We start from the raw sequence: 17,331 nt of genomic DNA on the forward strand, positions 1-17,331 counted from the left end.
CGGAACCTGCACGTGCTCTCCCCGTGAGCATTCCGTGACCTCACCGGGCCGACGGCAGGGGTTCACCCCTCGTTCACTTCCGGCCATCGGCGGCTTCACCTGTTCTGCCTAATTTCGGCCTTACGCGGTGCTCGGGGCGGCCATGAACGCGCTCATGCACCTTCGATGACTTCGCACGCCGCCGACTGCGGCGGCTCCTGGAAGGAACTCCCGAAAGTGAAGCTTCAGCGCAAGAACCGGCTGCGCGCCCTCTCGCTCGGTGCTGTCGCCGTCTCCGGCGCCCTGGCCCTGACGGCGTGCGGCTCCGACGACACGGGCAAGAAGACGACCGACGGTTCTTCGTCGTCGACCAGCGCCAGCTCCATCAAGTGCGACGGCGCCAAGGGCCAGCTCCTCGCCGACGGCTCCTCCGCGCAGAAGAACGCGATCGACGCCTGGGTGAAGAGCTTCTCGCAGGCCTGTGGCGTGCAGATCAACTACAAGGGCGGCGGCTCCGGCGCCGGTGTCACCGCGTTCACCCAGGGCCAGGTCGCCTTCGCCGGTTCCGACTCCGCGCTGAAGCCGGAAGAGGTCACCGCCTCCAAGAAGGTCTGCGCCGGCGGCCAGGGCATCGACCTGCCGATGGTCGGCGGCCCGATCGCCGTCGGCTACAACGTCCCGGGTGTGGACAACCTGGTCCTGGACGCGCCGACCCTCGCCAAGATCTTCGACAGCAAGATCACCAAGTGGAACGACCCGGCGATCAAGAAGCTGAACCCGTCGGCGAAGCTCCCCGACCTCAAGATCCAGCCGTTCCACCGCTCGGACGAGTCCGGCACCACGGACAACTTCACCAAGTACCTGATCGCCACCACCCCGGGCAACTGGAAGTACTCCGGCGGCAAGGCCTGGCAGGCCAAGGGCGGCCAGTCCGCTCCGCAGTCCGCGGGCGTGGCCCAGCAGGTGAAGCAGACCTCCGGCGCCATCGGCTACTTCGAGCTGTCCTACGTCTCGGACGGCATCAAGGCCGTCTCCATCGACACGGGCGCCAGCAAGCCGGTCGCGCCCAGCACCGAGAGCGCCACCGCCGACATCGCGGCCGCCAAGGTCGTCGGCACCGGCAAGGACCTGTCGCTCCAGCTCGACTACAAGACCAAGGCCGAGGGCGCCTACCCGATCACCCTGGTCACGTACGAGATCGTCTGCGACAAGGGCAACAAGGCGGACAGCCTGCCCGCCACCAAGGCCTTCCTGCGCTACATCGCCAGCGAGGACGGCCAGAAGGTCCTCTCGGGCATCGACTACGCGCCCGTCCCTAACGAGATCATCGCCAAGGTCCGCACCACCATCGAGGGCCTGAGCTGATCCGAGTGCGGTCCGGCCCCCGCAGGGGCCGGACCGCACCGTCCGGTGCACCGCCGCCCGGAGCCGCGCCGCCCCCGTCGGGCGTCCGGCTCCACCGAGCCGCCCACCGAAGCGGCTCCGCAGACCGGAGAACCCGATGGACATATCGACACGGAAAACAGACTCGCTTCCGCCCAGCCCCCAGCCGACCCTGACCGAGCAGGCACGCAACGCCCGCGGCGCGAGCCGCCCCGGTGACCGCGTCTTCCTCGGCCTGTCCCGGGGCTCGGGCATCCTGCTGCTGGTGATCATGGCCGCGATCGCGGTCTTCCTCACCTACCGCGCCTCCCTCGCGATCAGCAAGGACCACGGCAACTTCCTGACCACCTTCGAGTGGAACACCAACCTCAACCCGCCGGTCTTCGGCATCGCGGTGCTGGCCTTCGGCACGATCGTCTCCTCGCTCGTCGCCATGGCCATCGCGGTCCCGGTCTCGGTCGCCATCGCGCTGTTCATCACGCACTACGCGCCGCGCAGGCTGGCCGGCCCGGTCGCGTACGTGATCGACCTGCTCGCCGCCGTGCCGTCCATCGTGTACGGCCTGTGGGGCGCGCTGGTCCTCGTGCCGCACATGACCGGCCTCTACGGCTGGCTGGACAGGTACCTCGGCTGGACCGGCGTCTTCGACTGGCAGGGCGGCGCCCCGCGCTCGATGCTCACCGTCGGCATCCTGCTCGCGATCATGATCCTGCCGATCATCACCAACGTGAGCCGTGAGGTCTTCCGGCAGGTCCCGCAGATGCACGAGGAGGCCGCGCTGGCCCTCGGCGCCACGCGCTGGGAGGTCATCCGCATGGCGGTGATCCCCTTCGGCCGGTCCGGCGTGATCTCCGCCTCGATGCTCGGCCTCGGCCGCGCCCTCGGCGAGACCATGGCCGTCGCCACCGTGCTCTCCCCGACCTTCGACATCCAGGCCAGCCTGCTCGACCCGGGCGGCGGCACCTTCGCCCAGAACATCGCCAGCAAGTTCAGCGAGGCGACGCAGGACGGCCGTGACGCGCTGATCGCCTCCGGTCTGGTCCTGTTCGTCATCACCCTGCTGGTCAACGGCGCGGCCCGGGCGATCATCGCCCGCCGCAAGGAGTACTCGGGGGCCAACGCATGAGCACCGCCAGCCTCGCCGACAAGCACGCCGGCTCGCTGCGCGGCGCGAGCCTGCCGAAGTGGTCCCCCTGGGCCATCGCCGCCGGTTCCCTCGTGGTCGCGGTCGGCATCGGCCTCGCCGCCGGCCTGGACAGCAAGGTCCAGTGGGGTCTGATCGCCGCGATCCTGTTCATCCTCGGCACGTTCGGCATCGCCGCCCGCGTCGAGGGCCGCCGCCAGGCCAGGGACCGCGTCGCCACCTCGCTCGTCTGGGTCGCCTTCCTGCTCGCCGTCGTCCCGCTGGTCTCCCTGATCTGGGTGACCGTGGCGCGCGGTGTGAAGGTCCTCGACCTCTACTTCCTGACCCACTCCATGGGGGTCGTCGCCGACTCCGAGCCGGGCGGCGGCATCTACGCGGCCATCATCGGCAGCCTGGAGCAGGTCGGCCTCGCCACCCTGATCGGCGCGCCGGTCGGCATCCTCACCGCGATCTACCTGGTGGAGTACGGGCGCGGCAGGCTCGCCAAGTCCGTCACCTTCTTCGTCGACGTGATGACCGGCATCCCCTCGATCGTCGCGGGCCTGTTCATCCTCAGCCTGATGCTGATCTTCGAGATGCAGCCCTTCGGTTTCGCCGGCTCGCTCGCGCTGGCCATCCTGATGATGCCCGTCGTGGTCCGCTCCACCGAGGAGATGCTCAAGCTCGTGCCGAACGAGCTGCGCGAGGCGTCGCTGGCGCTGGGCGTGCCGAAGTGGCGCACCATCCTCAAGGTGGTCCTGCCGACCTCGATCGGCGGCATCACCACCGGCGTCATGCTCGCCGTCGCCCGTATCGCGGGCGAGACCGCGCCGGTGCTGCTGCTGGTGTTCGGCAACCCCTTCATCAACAACAACCCCTTCGAGGGCGCGCAGGCGTCGCTGCCGCTGTACATCTACCAGCAGTACTCGCAGAGCGCGGGCGCCAACGCGGCGTACGACCGCGCGTGGGCGGCCTCGCTCACGCTGATCGCCTTCGTGATGATCCTCAACATGGTGGCCCGGGGCATCGCCCGCTGGAAGGCCCCGAAGACCGGTCGCTAAGGCATCGATTGGCGGCTACCGCCGCATGGCGACCCCCTCAGCGACTGACTGGAAGTGAAGTAGTTATGGCCAAGCGAATCGACGTGAGCGGACTCACCGCTTACTACGGCTCCCACAAGGCGATCGAGGACATCTCGATGACGGTCGAGCCGCGCTCGGTGACGGCGTTCATCGGGCCGTCCGGCTGCGGCAAGTCGACGTTCCTGCGCACCCTGAACCGGATGCACGAGGTGACCTCCGGCGGCCGTGTCGAGGGCAAGGTGCTGCTGGACGACGAGGACCTGTACGGCGCCGGGATCGACCCGGTGTCGGTGCGGCGCGAGATCGGCATGGTGTTCCAGCGGCCGAACCCCTTCCCGACGATGTCGATCTTCGACAACGTGGCGGCGGGGCTGCGGCTGAACGGCAACTACAAGAAGTCCGAGCTCAGCGACATCGTGGAGAAGTCGCTGAAGGGCGCGAACCTCTGGAACGAGGTCAAGGACCGGCTGAACAAGCCCGGGTCCGGCCTGTCCGGCGGTCAGCAGCAGCGGCTGTGCATCGCGCGGGCGATCGCAGTGGAGCCGAAGGTGCTGCTGATGGACGAGCCCTGCTCGGCCCTGGACCCGATCTCCACGCTCGCCATCGAGGACCTGATCGGTGAGCTGAAGGAGCGCTTCACGATCGTCATCGTGACGCACAACATGCAGCAGGCGGCCCGCGTGTCGGACCGTACGGCGTTCTTCAACCTGGCGGCGGTCGGCCAGCCCGGCCGGCTGATCGAGATCGACGACACCGAGCGGATCTTCTCCAACCCGTCGGTGCAGGCCACGGAGGACTACATCTCCGGGCGCTTCGGGTAGTCCCAGATCCCCTCGCGGTGCTGCATGGCGGTGCCACCGCGAGGACGCAAAAGGGCCCGCCCCCGGCAATCCCCGGGGGCGGGCCCGATCGCGTTCTCGGGGCCGGCCGGCTAGAGCACGGTCAGGTTCACGATGCCGAAGGCCGCCGCCGCGACCAGGGCCGCGGCCGGCATGGTGATGAACCAGCCGAGGACGATGTTCTTGGCCACGCCCCAGCGCACCGCGTTCACCCGCTTCGTCGCGCCCACGCCCATGATCGCCGAGGTGATGACATGGGTGGTGGAGATCGGCGCCTTGAACAGGAACGCCGTGGTGAACATGATCGACGCGCCCGTCGCCTCCGCCGCGAAGCCCTGCGGCGGGTCCAGCTCGATGATCTTGCGGCCGAGGGTGCGCATGATCCGCCAGCCGCCGGCGTAGGTGCCCAGGGACAGCATCACGGCGCAGACGATCTTGACCCAGACCGGGATCGGGTCGCCGAAGGTCTCGTGACCGGAGATGACCAGGGCCAGCACCACGACACCCATGGTCTTCTGGGCGTCCTGCAGGCCGTGTCCGAGGGCCATCGCGGCCGCCGACACGGTCTGCGCTATCCGGAAGCCCCGCTTGGCCTTGTGCGGGTTGGAGCGGCGGAACAGCCACAGGATGGCCGTCATCACCAGGTAGCCGACGATGATGCCGACGACCGGCGACAGGAACATCGGAATGACGATCTTGTTCAGGACGCCGTTCCAGAGCACCTCGGTGCCGCCCGCCAGCGCCGCGCCCACCATGCCGCCGAACAGGGCGTGCGAGGACGAGGAGGGCAGGCCGAAGTACCAGGTCAGCAGGTTCCAGACGATGGCGCCGATCAGGGCCGCGAAGAGGATGGCCATCCCCTTGGAGCCCTGCGGGGTCTCGATCAGGCCCTCACTGACCGTCTTGGCGACCCCGGAGCCCATGAAGGCGCCGGCGAGGTTCATCACCGCGGCCATGGCGAGCGCCGCCCGCGGGGTCAGCGCCCGCGTCGAGACCGAGGTCGCGATCGCGTTCGCGGAGTCGTGGAAGCCGTTCGTGTACGTGAAGAAGAGCGCGACCGCGACGGTCACGATCAGGGCGAAGGTGTCCATCGACGCCTCAGGACTCCTTGACGGCGATGGTCTCCACCGTGTTCGCCACGTGCTCGAACGCGTCCGCCGCCTCCTCGAGCACGTCCACGATCTGCTTCAGCTTCAGCACCTCGATCGCGTCGTACTTGCCGTTGAAGAGGTGCGCCAGCAGCTTGCGGTGGATCTGGTCGGCCTGGTTCTCCAGCCGGTTGACCTCGATCCAGTACTCGGTGAGGTTGTCCATCGTGCGGAGGTTCGGCATCGCCTCCGCGGTCAGCTCGGCCGCCCTGGCCAGCACCTCGATCTGCTGCTCGACGCCCTTCGGCAGCTCCTCGACGTTGTAGAGGACGACCAGGTCGACGGCTTCCTCCATGAAGTCCATGATGTCGTCCAGGGATCCGGCGAGGGTGTAGATGTCCTCGCGGTCGAAGGGCGTGATGAAGGAGGAGTTCAGCTGGTGGAAGATCGCGTGCGTGGCGTCGTCACCTGCGTGTTCCGCGGCCCGCATACGCTCTGCGATCTCGGCCCGGGCGGAAGAGTCCGCCCCGAGCAGTTCCATCAGGAGCTTCGAGCCGGTGACGATGTTGTCCGCGGACGCGGCGAACATGTCGTAGAAGCTCGTCTCCCTGGGGGTCAGACGAAAGCGCACGTGGGGTCCTCTAGGTGCTTCGGTTTCGGTCAGGCTGATGCTAGGCGCAACATCCGGCCACGGCTATCGGGCCGTCATCCAGTGTCGCCCATCGTTCGAATCGATCAGCACGGGGGCGTACCAAGGCCCCTCTACCCCGCGAAATTCGTTACCATATACCCACTAGGGGTATGTATCCGCAGCTCGTCCCGACATGGAGGCCCGTGATGACGACGACCGAGGCCGGCGCCACGCACGGCTACCACAAGCAGAAGGACGAGCACCTCAAGCGGCTGCGCCGCATCGAGGGCCAGATCCGCGGCCTGCAGCGCATGGTCGAGGAGGACACGTACTGCATCGACATACTCACCCAGGTCTCCGCCTCCACCAAGGCCCTGCAGTCCTTCGCGCTGCAACTGCTGGAGGAGCACCTGCGGCACTGCGTGGCGGACGCGGCCCTCAGGGGCGGCGACGAGATCGACGCCAAGGTGGACGAGGCGACGAAGGCGATCGGCCGGCTGCTGCGGACCTGAGCGGGGTGAGCGCCGCCGCGCTCAGCGCCGGTCCCGGCCGCGGGGGCGGTCGGCGGGTTTCCGCTCCTCGGCCACCCGCAGCACCTCGTCGATGCTCTCCAGGCTCAGCCGGTCCTCGGCGGCCGAGGCGGCGATGATCAGCTCTCCGCACAGTTCGATCTCGGCGAGGGCCACGTGGTCCTGAACTGCCGTACCGCCGAGCGGAGCCACGTGCGTCACCTCGTCTCTGCCGTCACCGGCTTCCTAGAGTAGGCAGCGCCCCACACACCGCGCATGGCACGGACGGGCTAGTTCGGCCGGTGCGTCACTGACTAGTGCCCTGACCGGATCTCGTCCCCGGGGCGCGCTCCGCGCCGGTCCCGCTCTCGGCGACGCGGCCCGCGTAGATGTCCCCCGGGCTCGGCAGCCGCACGTCGACGGGGGTGCCGAACCCGTACAGCAGCGTGGTCGAGGTGACCGCCACCGGGGTCTTCTCGCGGCCGTTGACGAAGCTGAAGCGCTGGCGCAGCTTACGGATGCGGCCGTGGTCGTCGAGGTAGGCGTCGAACGGCACGTCCGCCGTGGCGAACCCCTTGGCCGCCGCGGCCAGGGACGCCCGGTTGTCCGCCGAGGCGCCGGCCGACGCGCGGGACAGGTCCGCCGTCCCCCGGTAGTGCCGCACCGGGGTGCCGCCCACCTCGGTCCGCCCCACGTACGCCGCCGTGCGCGTGCCGCGCAGCACCTCCGCCGCCGCGTACGGGTCGGTGGCGCCGCCGGTGACCAGGTTGCCGTCGGACAGTCCCGCGGTCTCCACCCGTACCCACTTGTCGGCGGGCACGCCCGCGCCCCGGTTCTTCATGAACAGGGCGCCGGGCGCGAGGAGCTCGGTGATGGGCCGGTGCTCGGGGGTGCCCGACGGGTCCTCAGGGAGCACCACGGTGAGCTGCCCGAGCCGGTGCCGGAAGTCGTAGCCGCCCTGGCCGCGGATGGTGACCCGGGTGCCGCCGGTCGCCATCTCCATGGACGTGGCGGCCTTGGAACTGCCCGCCTCGCGCAGGGCGCCGGCGGCCCGCCGCAGCACGGCCACCGGGTCGCCGACTGCGCCGTGCGCCCCTTCGGCGGCGGCTCTGTCACCGGTGCACCCGGTGGCGGCCGCCCCGAGTCCGAGCATCACTCCCACCGCGAGGGCGGTCCTTCCCGCGCGCCTGTACTGCCGCCGATCCATCGCGTGAAACCCCCAGCCGGTAGGTCCGTCACGGGCCCCCTGTCTTCCCGGTTAACGACCGGTAGGGAGCACCGTCACGCGCTGCCGTACCGTTGTCACCGTGGTGCAGCAGGACGGGCCGGGGCGAGTCCGGCAGGGGCAGGAACACCTCACTACGACGACCGAGCAGGGCCGCTTCTGCGTGGCGCGCTGCAGTTGCGGCTGGCGCGGCCCGGCGCGCCGGGCCCGCAGCCTCGCCAGAGCGGACGCGCAGGCGCACGCGGAGGCCGGGTGAAGCGGTCTGCCGCACCAGCGGCGACCGGGCGGGCGGAGCCGGCCGGCCCGGTGTCACCTGCGCCAGAACAGGTGGTGCGTCACCCCGCTCGGGCTGGGCACGACCTCCAGGTGGAACCGGTCGAGCAGCTCGTCCGGGGACTCCCACAGCCGTAGCCCGCGGCCGAGCTCCACCGGCGAGACCGCCACGTGCAGGGTGTCGACGAGGCCGGCGTCCAGGAACTGCCGGACGGTGGTGACCCCGCCGCCGAGCCGGACGTCCTTGCCCCCGGCCGCTTCCCGCGCCCGTTGCAGGACCGCGGCCGGCTCACCGCCGACGAAGTGGAACGTGGTGTCGGAGAGCGTGAACGACGGACGCTCGTGGTGGGTCATGACGAACACGGGCGTGTGGAACGGCGGCTCCTCCCCCCACCAGCCGCGCCACTCGTGGTCCTGCCAGGGCCCTCGCTGGGGCCCGAACTTGTTGCGCCCCATGATCTCGGCGCCGATGCCGTGGGCGAAGTCCCGGGTGAAGTAGTCGTCCAGGCCGCGGCTCCCGCCGGGTTCCGTGCGCATCGGCCAGCTCGCCGTGGCTCCGGCCCAGGCGAACAGCCGCTCGGGGCTGTCGAGGCCGAACGGCCGCTCCAGGCTCTGGTGCTCGCCGGCGGCGATCCCGTCGCTCGAGACGTTGAAGTTCATGACTCTCAGCAGTTGGTCCACGTCTGTCCTCCCAAGGTCCTCGGGATGTCGTCGTGCGGCGGGGCGCCCCACACCATGACGTCGAACGGGAACCGGCCGGATCGACAGCGGCCCGCGGGATTTCCCGCGGTACCCGGCGCGTCAGGTCTCCGCGCGCCGGTCGAGGCCGGTCGCCGCGAGCGCCGCGGAGACCAGTTCCCTGTCCCGTTCGTGGGTCAGACGCCGGCGTGCCTCGTCCGGCGGGAGCCACAGCAGCTCGCTCACCTCGTCGTTGGGCACGAAGGCGCCGGCGGTCGACTCCGCGGCCCAGTACCGCACCTGCTTGTCCCGTCCGGTGTGGTCGACGTAGCGGGCGGTCGGCAGGGCCGGGCCGAGCCGGCAGGCGTGGCCGGTCTCCTCGGCCACCTCGCGCACGGCGGCCTCGCGCGCCGTCTCCCCCTTCTTGAGCTTCCCCTTGGGCCAGGACCAGTCGGACCACTTGGGCCGGAAGACCAAGGCCAGTTCGATGCCGCCCGAGGACGAGCGGCGCCACAGGACGCAGCCCGCCGCCTCGACCCTGGTGTCGTTCACACCGTCTCCTCGTGGGGGTTCAGGACGCGCCGACCGTCTGTTTCTGCCAGGCCTGCTGGAAGGCGAACCTGGCCGCCTCCACCTCGTGCCGCTGGTCGGCGTGGAGCACGCCCAGCGCGTACGCCGTGGCCGGGGCGATGCGGGGTGTGCGGGCCGCCTGGGCCGCCGCCGCTGCCGCCTCCGAGGCGTCCCGGTGGCGGTTCAGCGCCTGTCCGGCCGTCAGGAGCCGCAGATCGGCGGGTGAGTTGCCGCCGTGCAGCACCTCGCGGGCGTAGCGGTGCAGGCGCAGCAGCAGGCGGACCTGGTGCCAGGGGCCGTCCTGGGGGTGCGGGGACGGGTCCGGGGACAGGCCGTGGACCAGCGCCTCCGCGTTGTAGGGATGGCCCGCGGTGAGCAGGGGCAGGGCGGCGACGGCCTGGGTGAGCCGTTCCTCTGCCGCGGTGGCGAGGGGGCGCAGCTCGGCGCCGGGCGCGACGGGGGCCAGCGGGACCTCGCTGGCGAGTAAGGCCACCTTGTCGGCGACCGCGTGGAAGCGGGAGGAGCCGAGGGCCTGCAGGGCGGTGGAGTGGGCCCGGGTCCGGGCGAGGGTGAGCTGACGGTCCAGCAGGGCCCCCGCCTTGGCCGCGCCGACCGTCAGGCTGCCGCGTTCGGGGGCGGGCGCCGGCCGGGCGGCGCCGGGTGGCGCCGGGTTCAGCGGGACGGGTGCCGGAGCGCCCGTCCGGCCGCCGTTGTGCGCCGCGCCCGCGTCGGTCAGGGCGCCGGCGGCCATCACGGCCACCGGCTGGGCGGGCAGCGCCCCGGCGCCCGAGAGCCGGTTCAGGGCCTGCAGCAGCCGCTCCAGCCGCGCCTCGTAGGCGTGTTCCAGCTTCAGGGTGCCCGACAGCCAGGCCAGCTCCGGGCGCATCTCCTCCGACCAGTCCGGGTCGAGCAGCGGCCGGAAGGTGTGCAGGCTGGCGCTGATGCGGCGGGCCGAGCGGCGCAGCAGCAGTGCCGCGTCGACGGACTCCTGCGCGCCGCTCGCGGTGCCGCCGGTCTCCCGGTGCGTGCGCAGCGCGCGGAGGAACTCCGTGGCCCGGGCGCGGAGGTAGCCCGCGAGGGCGTCCCCCGTCACCGCCTGGGCCGTGGGGTCCGTCGGGTCAGGGTGTCGCTGTGCCACGCCGGCGCCTCCGGGCGTCTATGAGCATCTCCTGGATGTTGCGCAGGGGCTGTCCGTCGGCGTCGGTCGCGTGCCGGGTCCACTCGCCGTCGGGGCCGAGGTGCCAGGAGGCGGTGGTGTCGGACATGCCGGTGTCGAGCAGCCGGTTCAGGGCCGCCCGGTGGCCGGGGTCGGTGACCCGGACCAGGGCCTCGATCCGGCGGTCGAGGTTGCGGTGCATCATGTCGGCGCTGCCGATCCACACCTCGGGCTCGCCGCCGTTGCCGAAGGCGAACACCCGGGAGTGCTCGAGGAAGCGGCCGAGGATGGAGCGGACCCGGATGTTCTCCGAGAGGCCCGCGACGCCGGGGCGGACGGCGCAGATGCCGCGCACCCACACGTCCACCGGCACGCCGGCCTGCGAGGCGCGGTACAGCGCGTCGATGACCGCCTCGTCCACCATCGAGTTGACCTTGATGCGCACGAAGGCCGGACGGCCCGCACGGTGGTGCTGGACCTCCTTGTCTATCCGCGCTATCAGGCCGTCCCGCAGCGACTTGGGGGCGACGAGGAGGCGGCGGTAGGTCTCGCGGCGGGAGTAGCCGGAGAGCCGGTTGAAGAGGTCGGAGAGGTCCGCGCCGACCTGCGGGTCGGCCGTCAGCAGGCCGAGGTCCTCGTACAGCCGGGCCGTCTTCGGGTGGTAGTTGCCGGTGCCGACGTGGCTGTAGCGGCGGAGGGTCTCGCCCTCCTGGCGGACCACGAGGGACAGCTTGCAGTGCGTCTTCAGGCCGACCAGGCCGTACACCACGTGGCAGCCGGCCTCCTCCAGCTTGCGCGCCCACTTGATGTTGGCGTGCTCGTCGAACCGGGCCTTGATCTCGACCAGGACGAGGACCTGCTTGCCGGACTCGGCGGCGTCGATGAGCGCGTCGACTATCGGGGAGTCGCCGGAGGTGCGGTACAGGGTCTGCTTGATGGCCAGGACGTCCGGGTCGGCGGCCGCCTGCTCCAGGAAGGCCTGCACGGACGTGGAGAAGGAGTCGTACGGGTGGTGCAGCAGCACGTCGCGGACGCGCAGGGCGGCGAAGATGTCCGGCGCGGTCGCCGACTCCACCTCGGCCAGGTCGCGGTTGGTGCCGGCGACGAACTTCGGGTACTTCAGCTCCGGCCGGTCGAGGCTGTGGATGCGGAAGAGGCCGGTGAGGTCCAGCGGGCCGGGCAGCGGGTACACCTCGGCCTCGGTGATCTTCAGCTCGCGGACCAGCAGGTCCAGCACCTCGCGGTCGATGGACTCCTCGACCTCCAGGCGCACCGGCGGTCCGAAGCGGCGCCGCATGAGCTCCTTCTCCAGGGCCTGGAGCAGGTTCTCGGCGTCGTCCTCCTCGACCTCGAGGTCCTCGTTGCGGGTGAGCCGGAAGGCGTGGTGCTCCAGCACCTCCATGCCCGGGAAGAGCTCCTCCAGGTGCGCGGCGATGACGTCCTCGAGCGGGACGTAGCGGCCCGGCGCGGCCTCCAGGAACCGGGACAGCAGCGGCGGCACCTTCACGCGGGCGAAGTGCTTGTTGCCGCTGACCGGGTTGCGCACGATGACGGCCAGGTTCAGGGAGAGGCCGGAGATGTACGGGAAGGGGTGCGCGGGGTCGACGGCCAGCGGGGTCAGCACGGGGAAGATCTGGTGCCGGAAGAGCGTGAAGAGGCGGGCCTGCTCCTTCTCGGTCAGCTCGTTCCAGCGCACCAGGTGGATGCCCTCGTCGGCGAGCGCGGGGGCGACGTCCTCGTGGTAGCAGGCGGCGTGCCGGGCCATCAGCTCGCGCGAGCGGGCCCAGATCATCTCCAGCACTTCGCGCGGCTGCAGGCCGGACGCGGAGCGGGTGGCGACGCCGGTGGCGATGCGGCGCTTCAGGCCGGCCACCCGGACCATGAAGAACTCGTCCAGGTTGCTGGCGAAGATCGCCAGGAAGTTGGCGCGCTCCAGCAGGGGCGTGTTCGGGTCCTCGGCCAGTTCCAGGACGCGCTCGTTGAAGGCGAGCCAGCTCCGCTCCCGGTCGAGGAAACGGCCCTGGGGCAGCGGAGCCCCTTCGCCCGGCGCCTCCTCGTAACCGTCGAGGTCGGCGTCGAGGTCGGGTTCCAGGTCGGAAACGGTCGCCGCGACGGTATGCGACCGGTGCGCGGCGATGGAGCCCACGGAGGGCTGCGTGTGCTGGGCCTCTGCCTGGGTGTCGTGCTGACTCATGACACCATTCTTCCGCGCCACGGGCGAGACAGGCGCGTCGGAACGTGCGGGCGGGAGCGTCACGGCCCCGTTCCCCGCGGGCCCCTCGGGGGGTGGCGAAGGCTCTGGCACGGCGGGCTTCATTGGCCGAGCGTAAAAAGCCAGTCTGAATCGATGGTTACGGAGACATGACGTCCCGGATAGCGGGGGGCGGCTCCCGGGTGCGCGTCCCTCCCCCCGTGGAAGGGACGCGCGCCCGGGCGCCGGGTCAGGCGGCCCGGCGGCGCAGCACCAGGAAGGCGGCCGTCGCGGCCAGCGTGGTCAGGGCCAGCACGACGCCCGTCTCCACCAGGTGCAGGGGCCAGAAGTGGGACGCGGGGTGGTAGACGGCGAAATCGCCGCCGGCGTTGCGTCCGCGGTTCACCTGCCAGGCGCTCGCGGGCAGCGCGAACGGCTTCGGGGAGGTGCGGGTCAGGGCCGGCCACAGGTCCGCGCGGTAGTGGGCGAGCACCGTGTTGACCAGCCACATCGCGGCGACGGAGACGGCGAGCGCGGCCAGCGTCCGGCGCAGGAGCAGCGCCGCGAGGGTGCCGGTGGCCAGCGCGCACAGGCCGTACGCCACCGTGAGCGGGCCGCGGGCCACGAAGACGTCGGCGGTGGACCAGTGGTCGCCCATGAGGGAGCGGTGGGCTCCCCAGCCCCAGCGGTACATCAGCACCAGGACGGTGCCGCCCACCGTGACGGCGAGGGCCGGCAGGGCGAGCTTGGCGGTCAGCCAGCGGGTGGGTGTGACGCCCTGGGTCCAGGCGAGGCGGGCGGTGCCGGACTCCAGTTCCCGGCCGATGAGCGCGCCGCCGGCGAAAGCGGCGACGGCCAGGAAGCTGTAGCAGACGAGGGTGCCGATCCAGCCGGTCGGCTCGCTGTAGCCGAGGCCGGTGAAGGCGTCGTGGCACAGGTCGGTGTGGCGGCACCGGGCCAGGGACTCGGTGACGGAGCCGGCGGTGACCTCGTTCAGCCACACCAGCCAGCCGGTCAGGGCGGCGACGGCGGCCGCCCACACGAGCAGGGCGGTGCGGTGCAGCCGCAGCACGGTGCGGGGCAGGCCCTGCGGGGCGGCGCTCACGCGGCGGCCCCCCGTGCGGCCCGCGGCGACCCGGACAGGCGCCGGAGCGTGCGGAACGCGGCCAGGGCGGCCAGGGCGGCGACGGCCAGCAGGAAGGCGCTGGTGGTGAGCTGGAGCGGCCAGTAGTGGGAGGCGGGGTGGTAGGTGTGGAACCAGCCGACGGCGCCTTGCTCGCGGAACTGCCGCGCGCACCCTTCGGTGGTGGCGGCGTAGCACTCGGGTTCGGGGATGTGCCCGCCGCCGCGGGTGACCAGGCCCTTGGCGACGTCCACGCCGGAGTAGGGGGCGGCGTAGCCGTGCTCGAGGCCGGTCACGCGGGTGACGGCCGGCCACAGGTGCGGCATGAGCCACTGCGCCAGGCCCCAGACGCCGCCGGTGACGACGACGGAGACGGCGAGCGCGGGCAGGGCGCGGCCCAGGATCAGCCCGGTGAGGGCGCCGACGCCGAGGGCGGCCAGCGCGAGGGCGACGGTGGTGGGGCCGTTGGTGTGGAAGGTCCAGAAGTCGTACCAGTTCTTGGCGGTGTCGACGCGGCCGTCGGCGGCCGACCAGGCCCGGTGGTGCAGGAGGACCAGCAGGCTCGTCCCCGCGGTGACCGCCGCGGCGGGCAGCACGAGACCGGTCGCCAGCCAGCGGACGGGTGTGACGCCCTGGGTCCAGGCGAGGCGGGCGGTGCCGGACTCCAGCTCGCGGCCGGTGAGGGCGGCGCCGGCCCAGGCGGCCACGAGGAACGGCAGCGCGGCCAGGGACAGCGTGAGGTAGTTGTAGACGTCCTTGTACCGCAGGATCGCGTCCTGGTCGTAGGGGCACTTCTCGGACCACTCGCAGGCGTTGTACTGCCGCCAGCCCTCGGCCGCGGCGTCGGTGAGCGGTCCGGCGAGCCACAGCAGCAGCACGGCGCCGAGGACCACCACGCCGGTCCAGACGGCGAGCGCCGGGCGGTGCAGGCGCAGCAGCCAGCGGGCCGGCCGGGGCCGCGCGGCGGGGGTCCGGCCGGCGGCCGGTGCGGTCGTGGCGGTCACGCGGCACTCTCCTCGGTCGCGGCCGGAGCGGTGGTGAGGGCGGGGGCCTGCGGGTTGCGCAGGTGGGCGAGGACCAGTTCCTCCAGGGTGGGCGCCGAGGCGTGCCAGCCGCCGTCGAGCGGTCCGGCCGGGCGGATCAGCGCCGTCCGCTGGCGGCCGGTGACCCGGGACTCGACCACGGTGTGCGCGTCCGGGCCCGCCTGCTCGGCGGGCCCGCTGACCCTGAGGTGGGCGGCGAGCAGGTCGTCGATCTCGCCGGCCAGCCGGATGCGGCCGTCGCCGACCAGCAGCAGGTGGTCGCAGGAGTCCTCCAGCTCGGCGACCACGTGTGAGGACATCACGATCGTGGTGCCGTACTGGGCGGCCTCGGCCATCAGGGTGCCCATCAGCTCGTGCCGGGCGAGCGGGTCCAGGTCGGCCATCGGCTCGTCCAGGAGCAGCAGTCCGGGCCGCTTGCCGAGCGCCAGGGCGAGCGCGACCCGGGTGCGCTGGCCGCCGGACAGCGACCGTATGCGGGCCCCGGGGTCGAGCGGGCCGGCGGCCACGATCCGTCCGGCGGTCTCCGCGTCCCAGTGCTCGGGGTTGAGGTCGGCGCCCATGGCGAGCGTCTCGGCGACCGTGAGCTGCGGGTACAGCGGCTTGTCCTGGGCGACGTAGCCCACCCGGGCGCGGGCGGCTGCGGGCGTGGTGCCGAGCACCGTCAGCCGGCCCTCGGTGGGCGGGAGCAGTCCCGCGGCGAGGGCGAGCAGCGTCGACTTGCCGGCGCCGTTGGGCCCGACGACAGCGCACACCCGCCCGGCGGGCAGCCGGAAGCCGCACTCGCGCAGCGCCCAGCCTCCCCGGCGCCCGAAGCGCTTGCCGAGGCCGGCGGCCTCCACAGCCGTGTCGCTCATGAACGTTCTCCCTGGAAGTGCTTGTCGAGTACGGCGGTGAACAGGGCCGCCACGTCGTCCCGGTCCATGCCCGCCCGGGCTGCCCGCGCCGTCCACTCCTCCAGCTCCGCCCGCAGGGGGGAGTCGGCCGGTGCGGCGCCCAGCGAGCGGCGGACGAAGGTGCCGAGTCCGCGCCGTGCCTCGACCAGGCCCTCGCGCTCCAGCTCGCGGTAGGCCTTGAGGACGGTGTTGGGGTTGATGGCGGTGGCCTCGACGACTTCGCGGGCCGTCGGCAGCCGGTCGCCCGGGCGCAGCAGGCCGAGCCGGAGGGCCTGTTTGGTCTGCTGGACGATCTGGACGTAGGTGGCGACCCCGCTGTGCCGGTCGATGCGGTATTCGACCACGCGTAGAACCACCCTTTCACTAATTGAGTAGTGAAAGGGTGGTGCAAGAGAGGGGTGGCCGTCAAGCCGGCCACCCCTGGGGTGCGCACCGGGCGTCCGCCGACGCCCCGTTCGTCAGGTTTCGGTGCGGTACATCAAGTCGGTCTCGTACGTGGTGAAGCCCAGCCGCTCGTACACCGCGACCGCCGCCTTGTTGTCGGCGTCCACGTACAGCATGGCCGTCGGCAGCCCCTGCGCCGCCAGGTGCCGCAGGCCGATCATGGTCAGGGCCTTGCCGAGGCCGCCGCCCTGCTCGCCCGGCCGGACCCCGAGGACGTACACCTCGCCGAGCCCCTCCTCAGCGTGCACCTTGGTCCAGTGGAAGCCCACCAGCTCCCCGCGCCGCTCCGCCAGGAAGAACCCGGCCGGGTCGAACCACGGCAGGGCCTTGCGGTCGTCCAGGTCGCGCTGGGTCAGCGAGCCCTGCTCCGGGTGGTGCGCGAACGCCGCCGCGTTGACCGCGAGCCAGGCCGCGTCGTCCTTGCCGGGCACGAACGGCCGTACGCTCACGCCCTCGGGCAGCACCGGCTCGGACAGCTCCGGGTCGGTCAACGGCCGCCGCATCTGCCGCAGTTCGCGGAACAGGGTGAGGCCGAGCACCTGCGCGAGATGGCGGGCGGCGGAGTGCCCGCCGTGCGCCCACACCCGCAGCCGCTTGCCCGAGGCGGCGAGCAGCGCCGACCCCAGCGCCCGGCCGTGCCCGTGCCCGCGGTGCGCCGGGTGGACGACCAGTTCGGCGGCCGGCGCCTCCACCGGGTCGGTGTCCTCGAGCTGGCCGTAGCCGACCAGTTCGTCCCCGGCGGTCAGCAGCAGGTGCGAGACGCCTTCGCGCGGGCCCCCGTGGAGCTGGAGCCGGCCCTGCTCGGACACCGGCTGCTGCCCGTCGACGCGGGCGGCCTCGGCGAGCAGTCCGAGCACGGCCTCGGCCTGGTCCGGGTCGAGCGCGGAGCGGGTCTCGATGGAACGGGAGGGGGCCGGCGGTGCGGTGTCGTCGCTGCTCATGCGTACGAGGGTACGGGGCGGCCGCGGCGAAGTCCCGGTACCGCGGGGCAGCGGGGCCGCGGCACCGCCCGGGGAGGAAGTCACCCGGCGTCCGAGGGCCAGTCCCGGCGTTGCGAAGGGGGAAGTCCCGGGGTCGCGAAGGGGGAAGTCCCGGCGTCGC

The 17,331-nt window shown here is 72.0% G+C and carries 19 protein-coding genes; 6 read left to right on the plus strand and 13 right to left on the minus strand.

Translation table 11 applies throughout. From position 1 onward, the window contains the following. The first annotated feature begins 216 nt into the window (after positions 1-216). From pstS to pstB, 4 genes are all read left to right on the plus strand, one after another. Entirely contained in the window at positions 217-1,344 is a 1,128-nt protein-coding gene (gene pstS, locus TNCT1_RS11895; RefSeq protein ID WP_174266286.1) for a phosphate ABC transporter substrate-binding protein PstS, read from the plus strand. A gap of 136 nt (positions 1,345-1,480) precedes the next feature. Next, a complete protein-coding gene (gene pstC / locus TNCT1_RS11900; RefSeq protein WP_143630870.1) occupies positions 1,481-2,488 on the plus strand; it encodes a phosphate ABC transporter permease subunit PstC in 1,008 nt (335 codons plus the stop codon). Then, positions 2,485-3,546, plus strand: coding sequence for a phosphate ABC transporter permease PstA (gene pstA, locus TNCT1_RS11905; protein ID WP_143630871.1), 1,062 nt, complete (start codon positions 2,485-2,487; stop codon positions 3,544-3,546). Before pstC ends, pstA begins: the two co-directional genes overlap by 4 nt. Positions 3,547-3,611: 65 nt before the next feature. Continuing rightward, the gene (pstB, locus tag TNCT1_RS11910) at positions 3,612-4,388 is read left to right on the plus strand and encodes a phosphate ABC transporter ATP-binding protein PstB (protein WP_143630872.1); all 777 of its coding nucleotides are present in this window, start codon (positions 3,612-3,614) and stop codon (positions 4,386-4,388) included. 110 nt (positions 4,389-4,498) lie between these two features. On the opposite strand, the gene TNCT1_RS11915 is transcribed toward pstB, so the two are convergent. Both TNCT1_RS11915 and TNCT1_RS11920 read right to left on the minus strand, forming a co-directional pair. Further along, on the minus strand, positions 4,499-5,497 hold the full coding sequence (locus tag TNCT1_RS11915) for an inorganic phosphate transporter (RefSeq protein WP_143630873.1): 999 nt from the start codon (positions 5,495-5,497) through the stop codon (positions 4,499-4,501). 7 nt (positions 5,498-5,504) lie between these two features. Continuing rightward, entirely contained in the window at positions 5,505-6,125 is a 621-nt protein-coding gene (locus TNCT1_RS11920; protein WP_073901268.1) for a DUF47 domain-containing protein, read from the minus strand. Positions 6,126-6,331: 206 nt separating this feature from the next. Here TNCT1_RS11920 and TNCT1_RS11925 point away from each other — a divergent pair, with 206 nt between their 5' ends. Further along, positions 6,332-6,637, plus strand: coding sequence for a metal-sensitive transcriptional regulator (locus tag TNCT1_RS11925; RefSeq protein WP_143630874.1), 306 nt, complete (start codon positions 6,332-6,334; stop codon positions 6,635-6,637). Between the two features lie 21 nt (positions 6,638-6,658). Here the strand turns inward: TNCT1_RS11925 and TNCT1_RS11930 are convergent, their stop codons facing one another. Together TNCT1_RS11930 and TNCT1_RS11935 are read right to left on the minus strand one after the other, a co-directional pair. Then, positions 6,659-6,856, minus strand: a complete 198-nt coding sequence (locus TNCT1_RS11930; protein ID WP_143630875.1) for a hypothetical protein — start codon at positions 6,854-6,856, stop codon at positions 6,659-6,661. 85 nt (positions 6,857-6,941) lie between these two features. Beyond that, positions 6,942-7,841 (minus strand): hypothetical protein, encoded by a 900-nt coding sequence (locus tag TNCT1_RS11935; protein ID WP_143630876.1) that lies wholly within the window; start codon positions 7,839-7,841, stop codon positions 6,942-6,944. 100 nt (positions 7,842-7,941) lie between these two features. On the opposite strand from TNCT1_RS11935, the gene TNCT1_RS35540 reads away from it, so the two are divergent. Then, positions 7,942-8,115, plus strand: a complete 174-nt coding sequence (locus TNCT1_RS35540) for a hypothetical protein (protein WP_160160395.1) — start codon at positions 7,942-7,944, stop codon at positions 8,113-8,115. Positions 8,116-8,168: 53 nt separating this feature from the next. Here TNCT1_RS35540 and TNCT1_RS11940 read toward each other — a convergent pair whose 3' ends face one another. The 9 genes from TNCT1_RS11940 to mshD all read right to left on the minus strand — a co-directional run bounded on the left by TNCT1_RS11940 (position 8,169) and on the right by mshD (position 17,171). Next, the gene (locus tag TNCT1_RS11940; protein WP_143630877.1) at positions 8,169-8,813 is read right to left on the minus strand and encodes a dihydrofolate reductase family protein; all 645 of its coding nucleotides are present in this window, start codon (positions 8,811-8,813) and stop codon (positions 8,169-8,171) included. Positions 8,814-8,933: 120 nt separating this feature from the next. Then, positions 8,934-9,362 carry an NUDIX hydrolase gene (locus TNCT1_RS11945; protein WP_143630878.1) on the minus strand — a complete coding sequence of 143 codons (429 nt, stop codon included), beginning with the start codon at positions 9,360-9,362 and terminating at the stop codon, positions 8,934-8,936. 19 nt (positions 9,363-9,381) lie between these two features. Further along, on the minus strand, positions 9,382-10,518 hold the full coding sequence (locus tag TNCT1_RS11950; protein WP_143630879.1) for a CHAD domain-containing protein: 1,137 nt from the start codon (positions 10,516-10,518) through the stop codon (positions 9,382-9,384). Then, complete coding sequence (locus tag TNCT1_RS11955; protein WP_174266252.1) at positions 10,499-12,853, minus strand: RNA degradosome polyphosphate kinase; 2,355 nt, start codon at positions 12,851-12,853, stop codon at positions 10,499-10,501. The genes TNCT1_RS11950 and TNCT1_RS11955 overlap by 20 nt, the downstream gene beginning before the upstream one ends. 124 nt (positions 12,854-12,977) lie before the next feature. Continuing rightward, on the minus strand, positions 12,978-13,832 hold the full coding sequence (locus TNCT1_RS11960) for a hypothetical protein (protein WP_143630881.1): 855 nt from the start codon (positions 13,830-13,832) through the stop codon (positions 12,978-12,980). Further along, positions 13,829-14,854, minus strand: coding sequence for an ABC transporter permease (locus TNCT1_RS11965; RefSeq protein ID WP_143630882.1), 1,026 nt, complete (start codon positions 14,852-14,854; stop codon positions 13,829-13,831). Before TNCT1_RS11965 ends, TNCT1_RS11960 begins: the two co-directional genes overlap by 4 nt. Further along, positions 14,851-15,747, minus strand: coding sequence for an ABC transporter ATP-binding protein (locus TNCT1_RS11970; RefSeq protein ID WP_143630883.1), 897 nt, complete (start codon positions 15,745-15,747; stop codon positions 14,851-14,853). The genes TNCT1_RS11965 and TNCT1_RS11970 overlap by 4 nt, the downstream gene beginning before the upstream one ends. Further along, positions 15,744-16,130, minus strand: a complete 387-nt coding sequence (locus TNCT1_RS11975) for a GntR family transcriptional regulator (RefSeq protein WP_143630884.1) — start codon at positions 16,128-16,130, stop codon at positions 15,744-15,746. Before TNCT1_RS11975 ends, TNCT1_RS11970 begins: the two co-directional genes overlap by 4 nt. 114 nt (positions 16,131-16,244) lie before the next feature. Continuing rightward, complete coding sequence (mshD, locus tag TNCT1_RS11980) at positions 16,245-17,171, minus strand: mycothiol synthase (protein WP_143630885.1); 927 nt, start codon at positions 17,169-17,171, stop codon at positions 16,245-16,247. Positions 17,172-17,331: the final 160 nt, after the last annotated feature.

Source organism: Streptomyces sp. 1-11 (genome assembly GCF_007176755.1).
Taxonomy (GTDB): domain Bacteria; phylum Actinomycetota; class Actinomycetes; order Streptomycetales; family Streptomycetaceae; genus Streptomyces.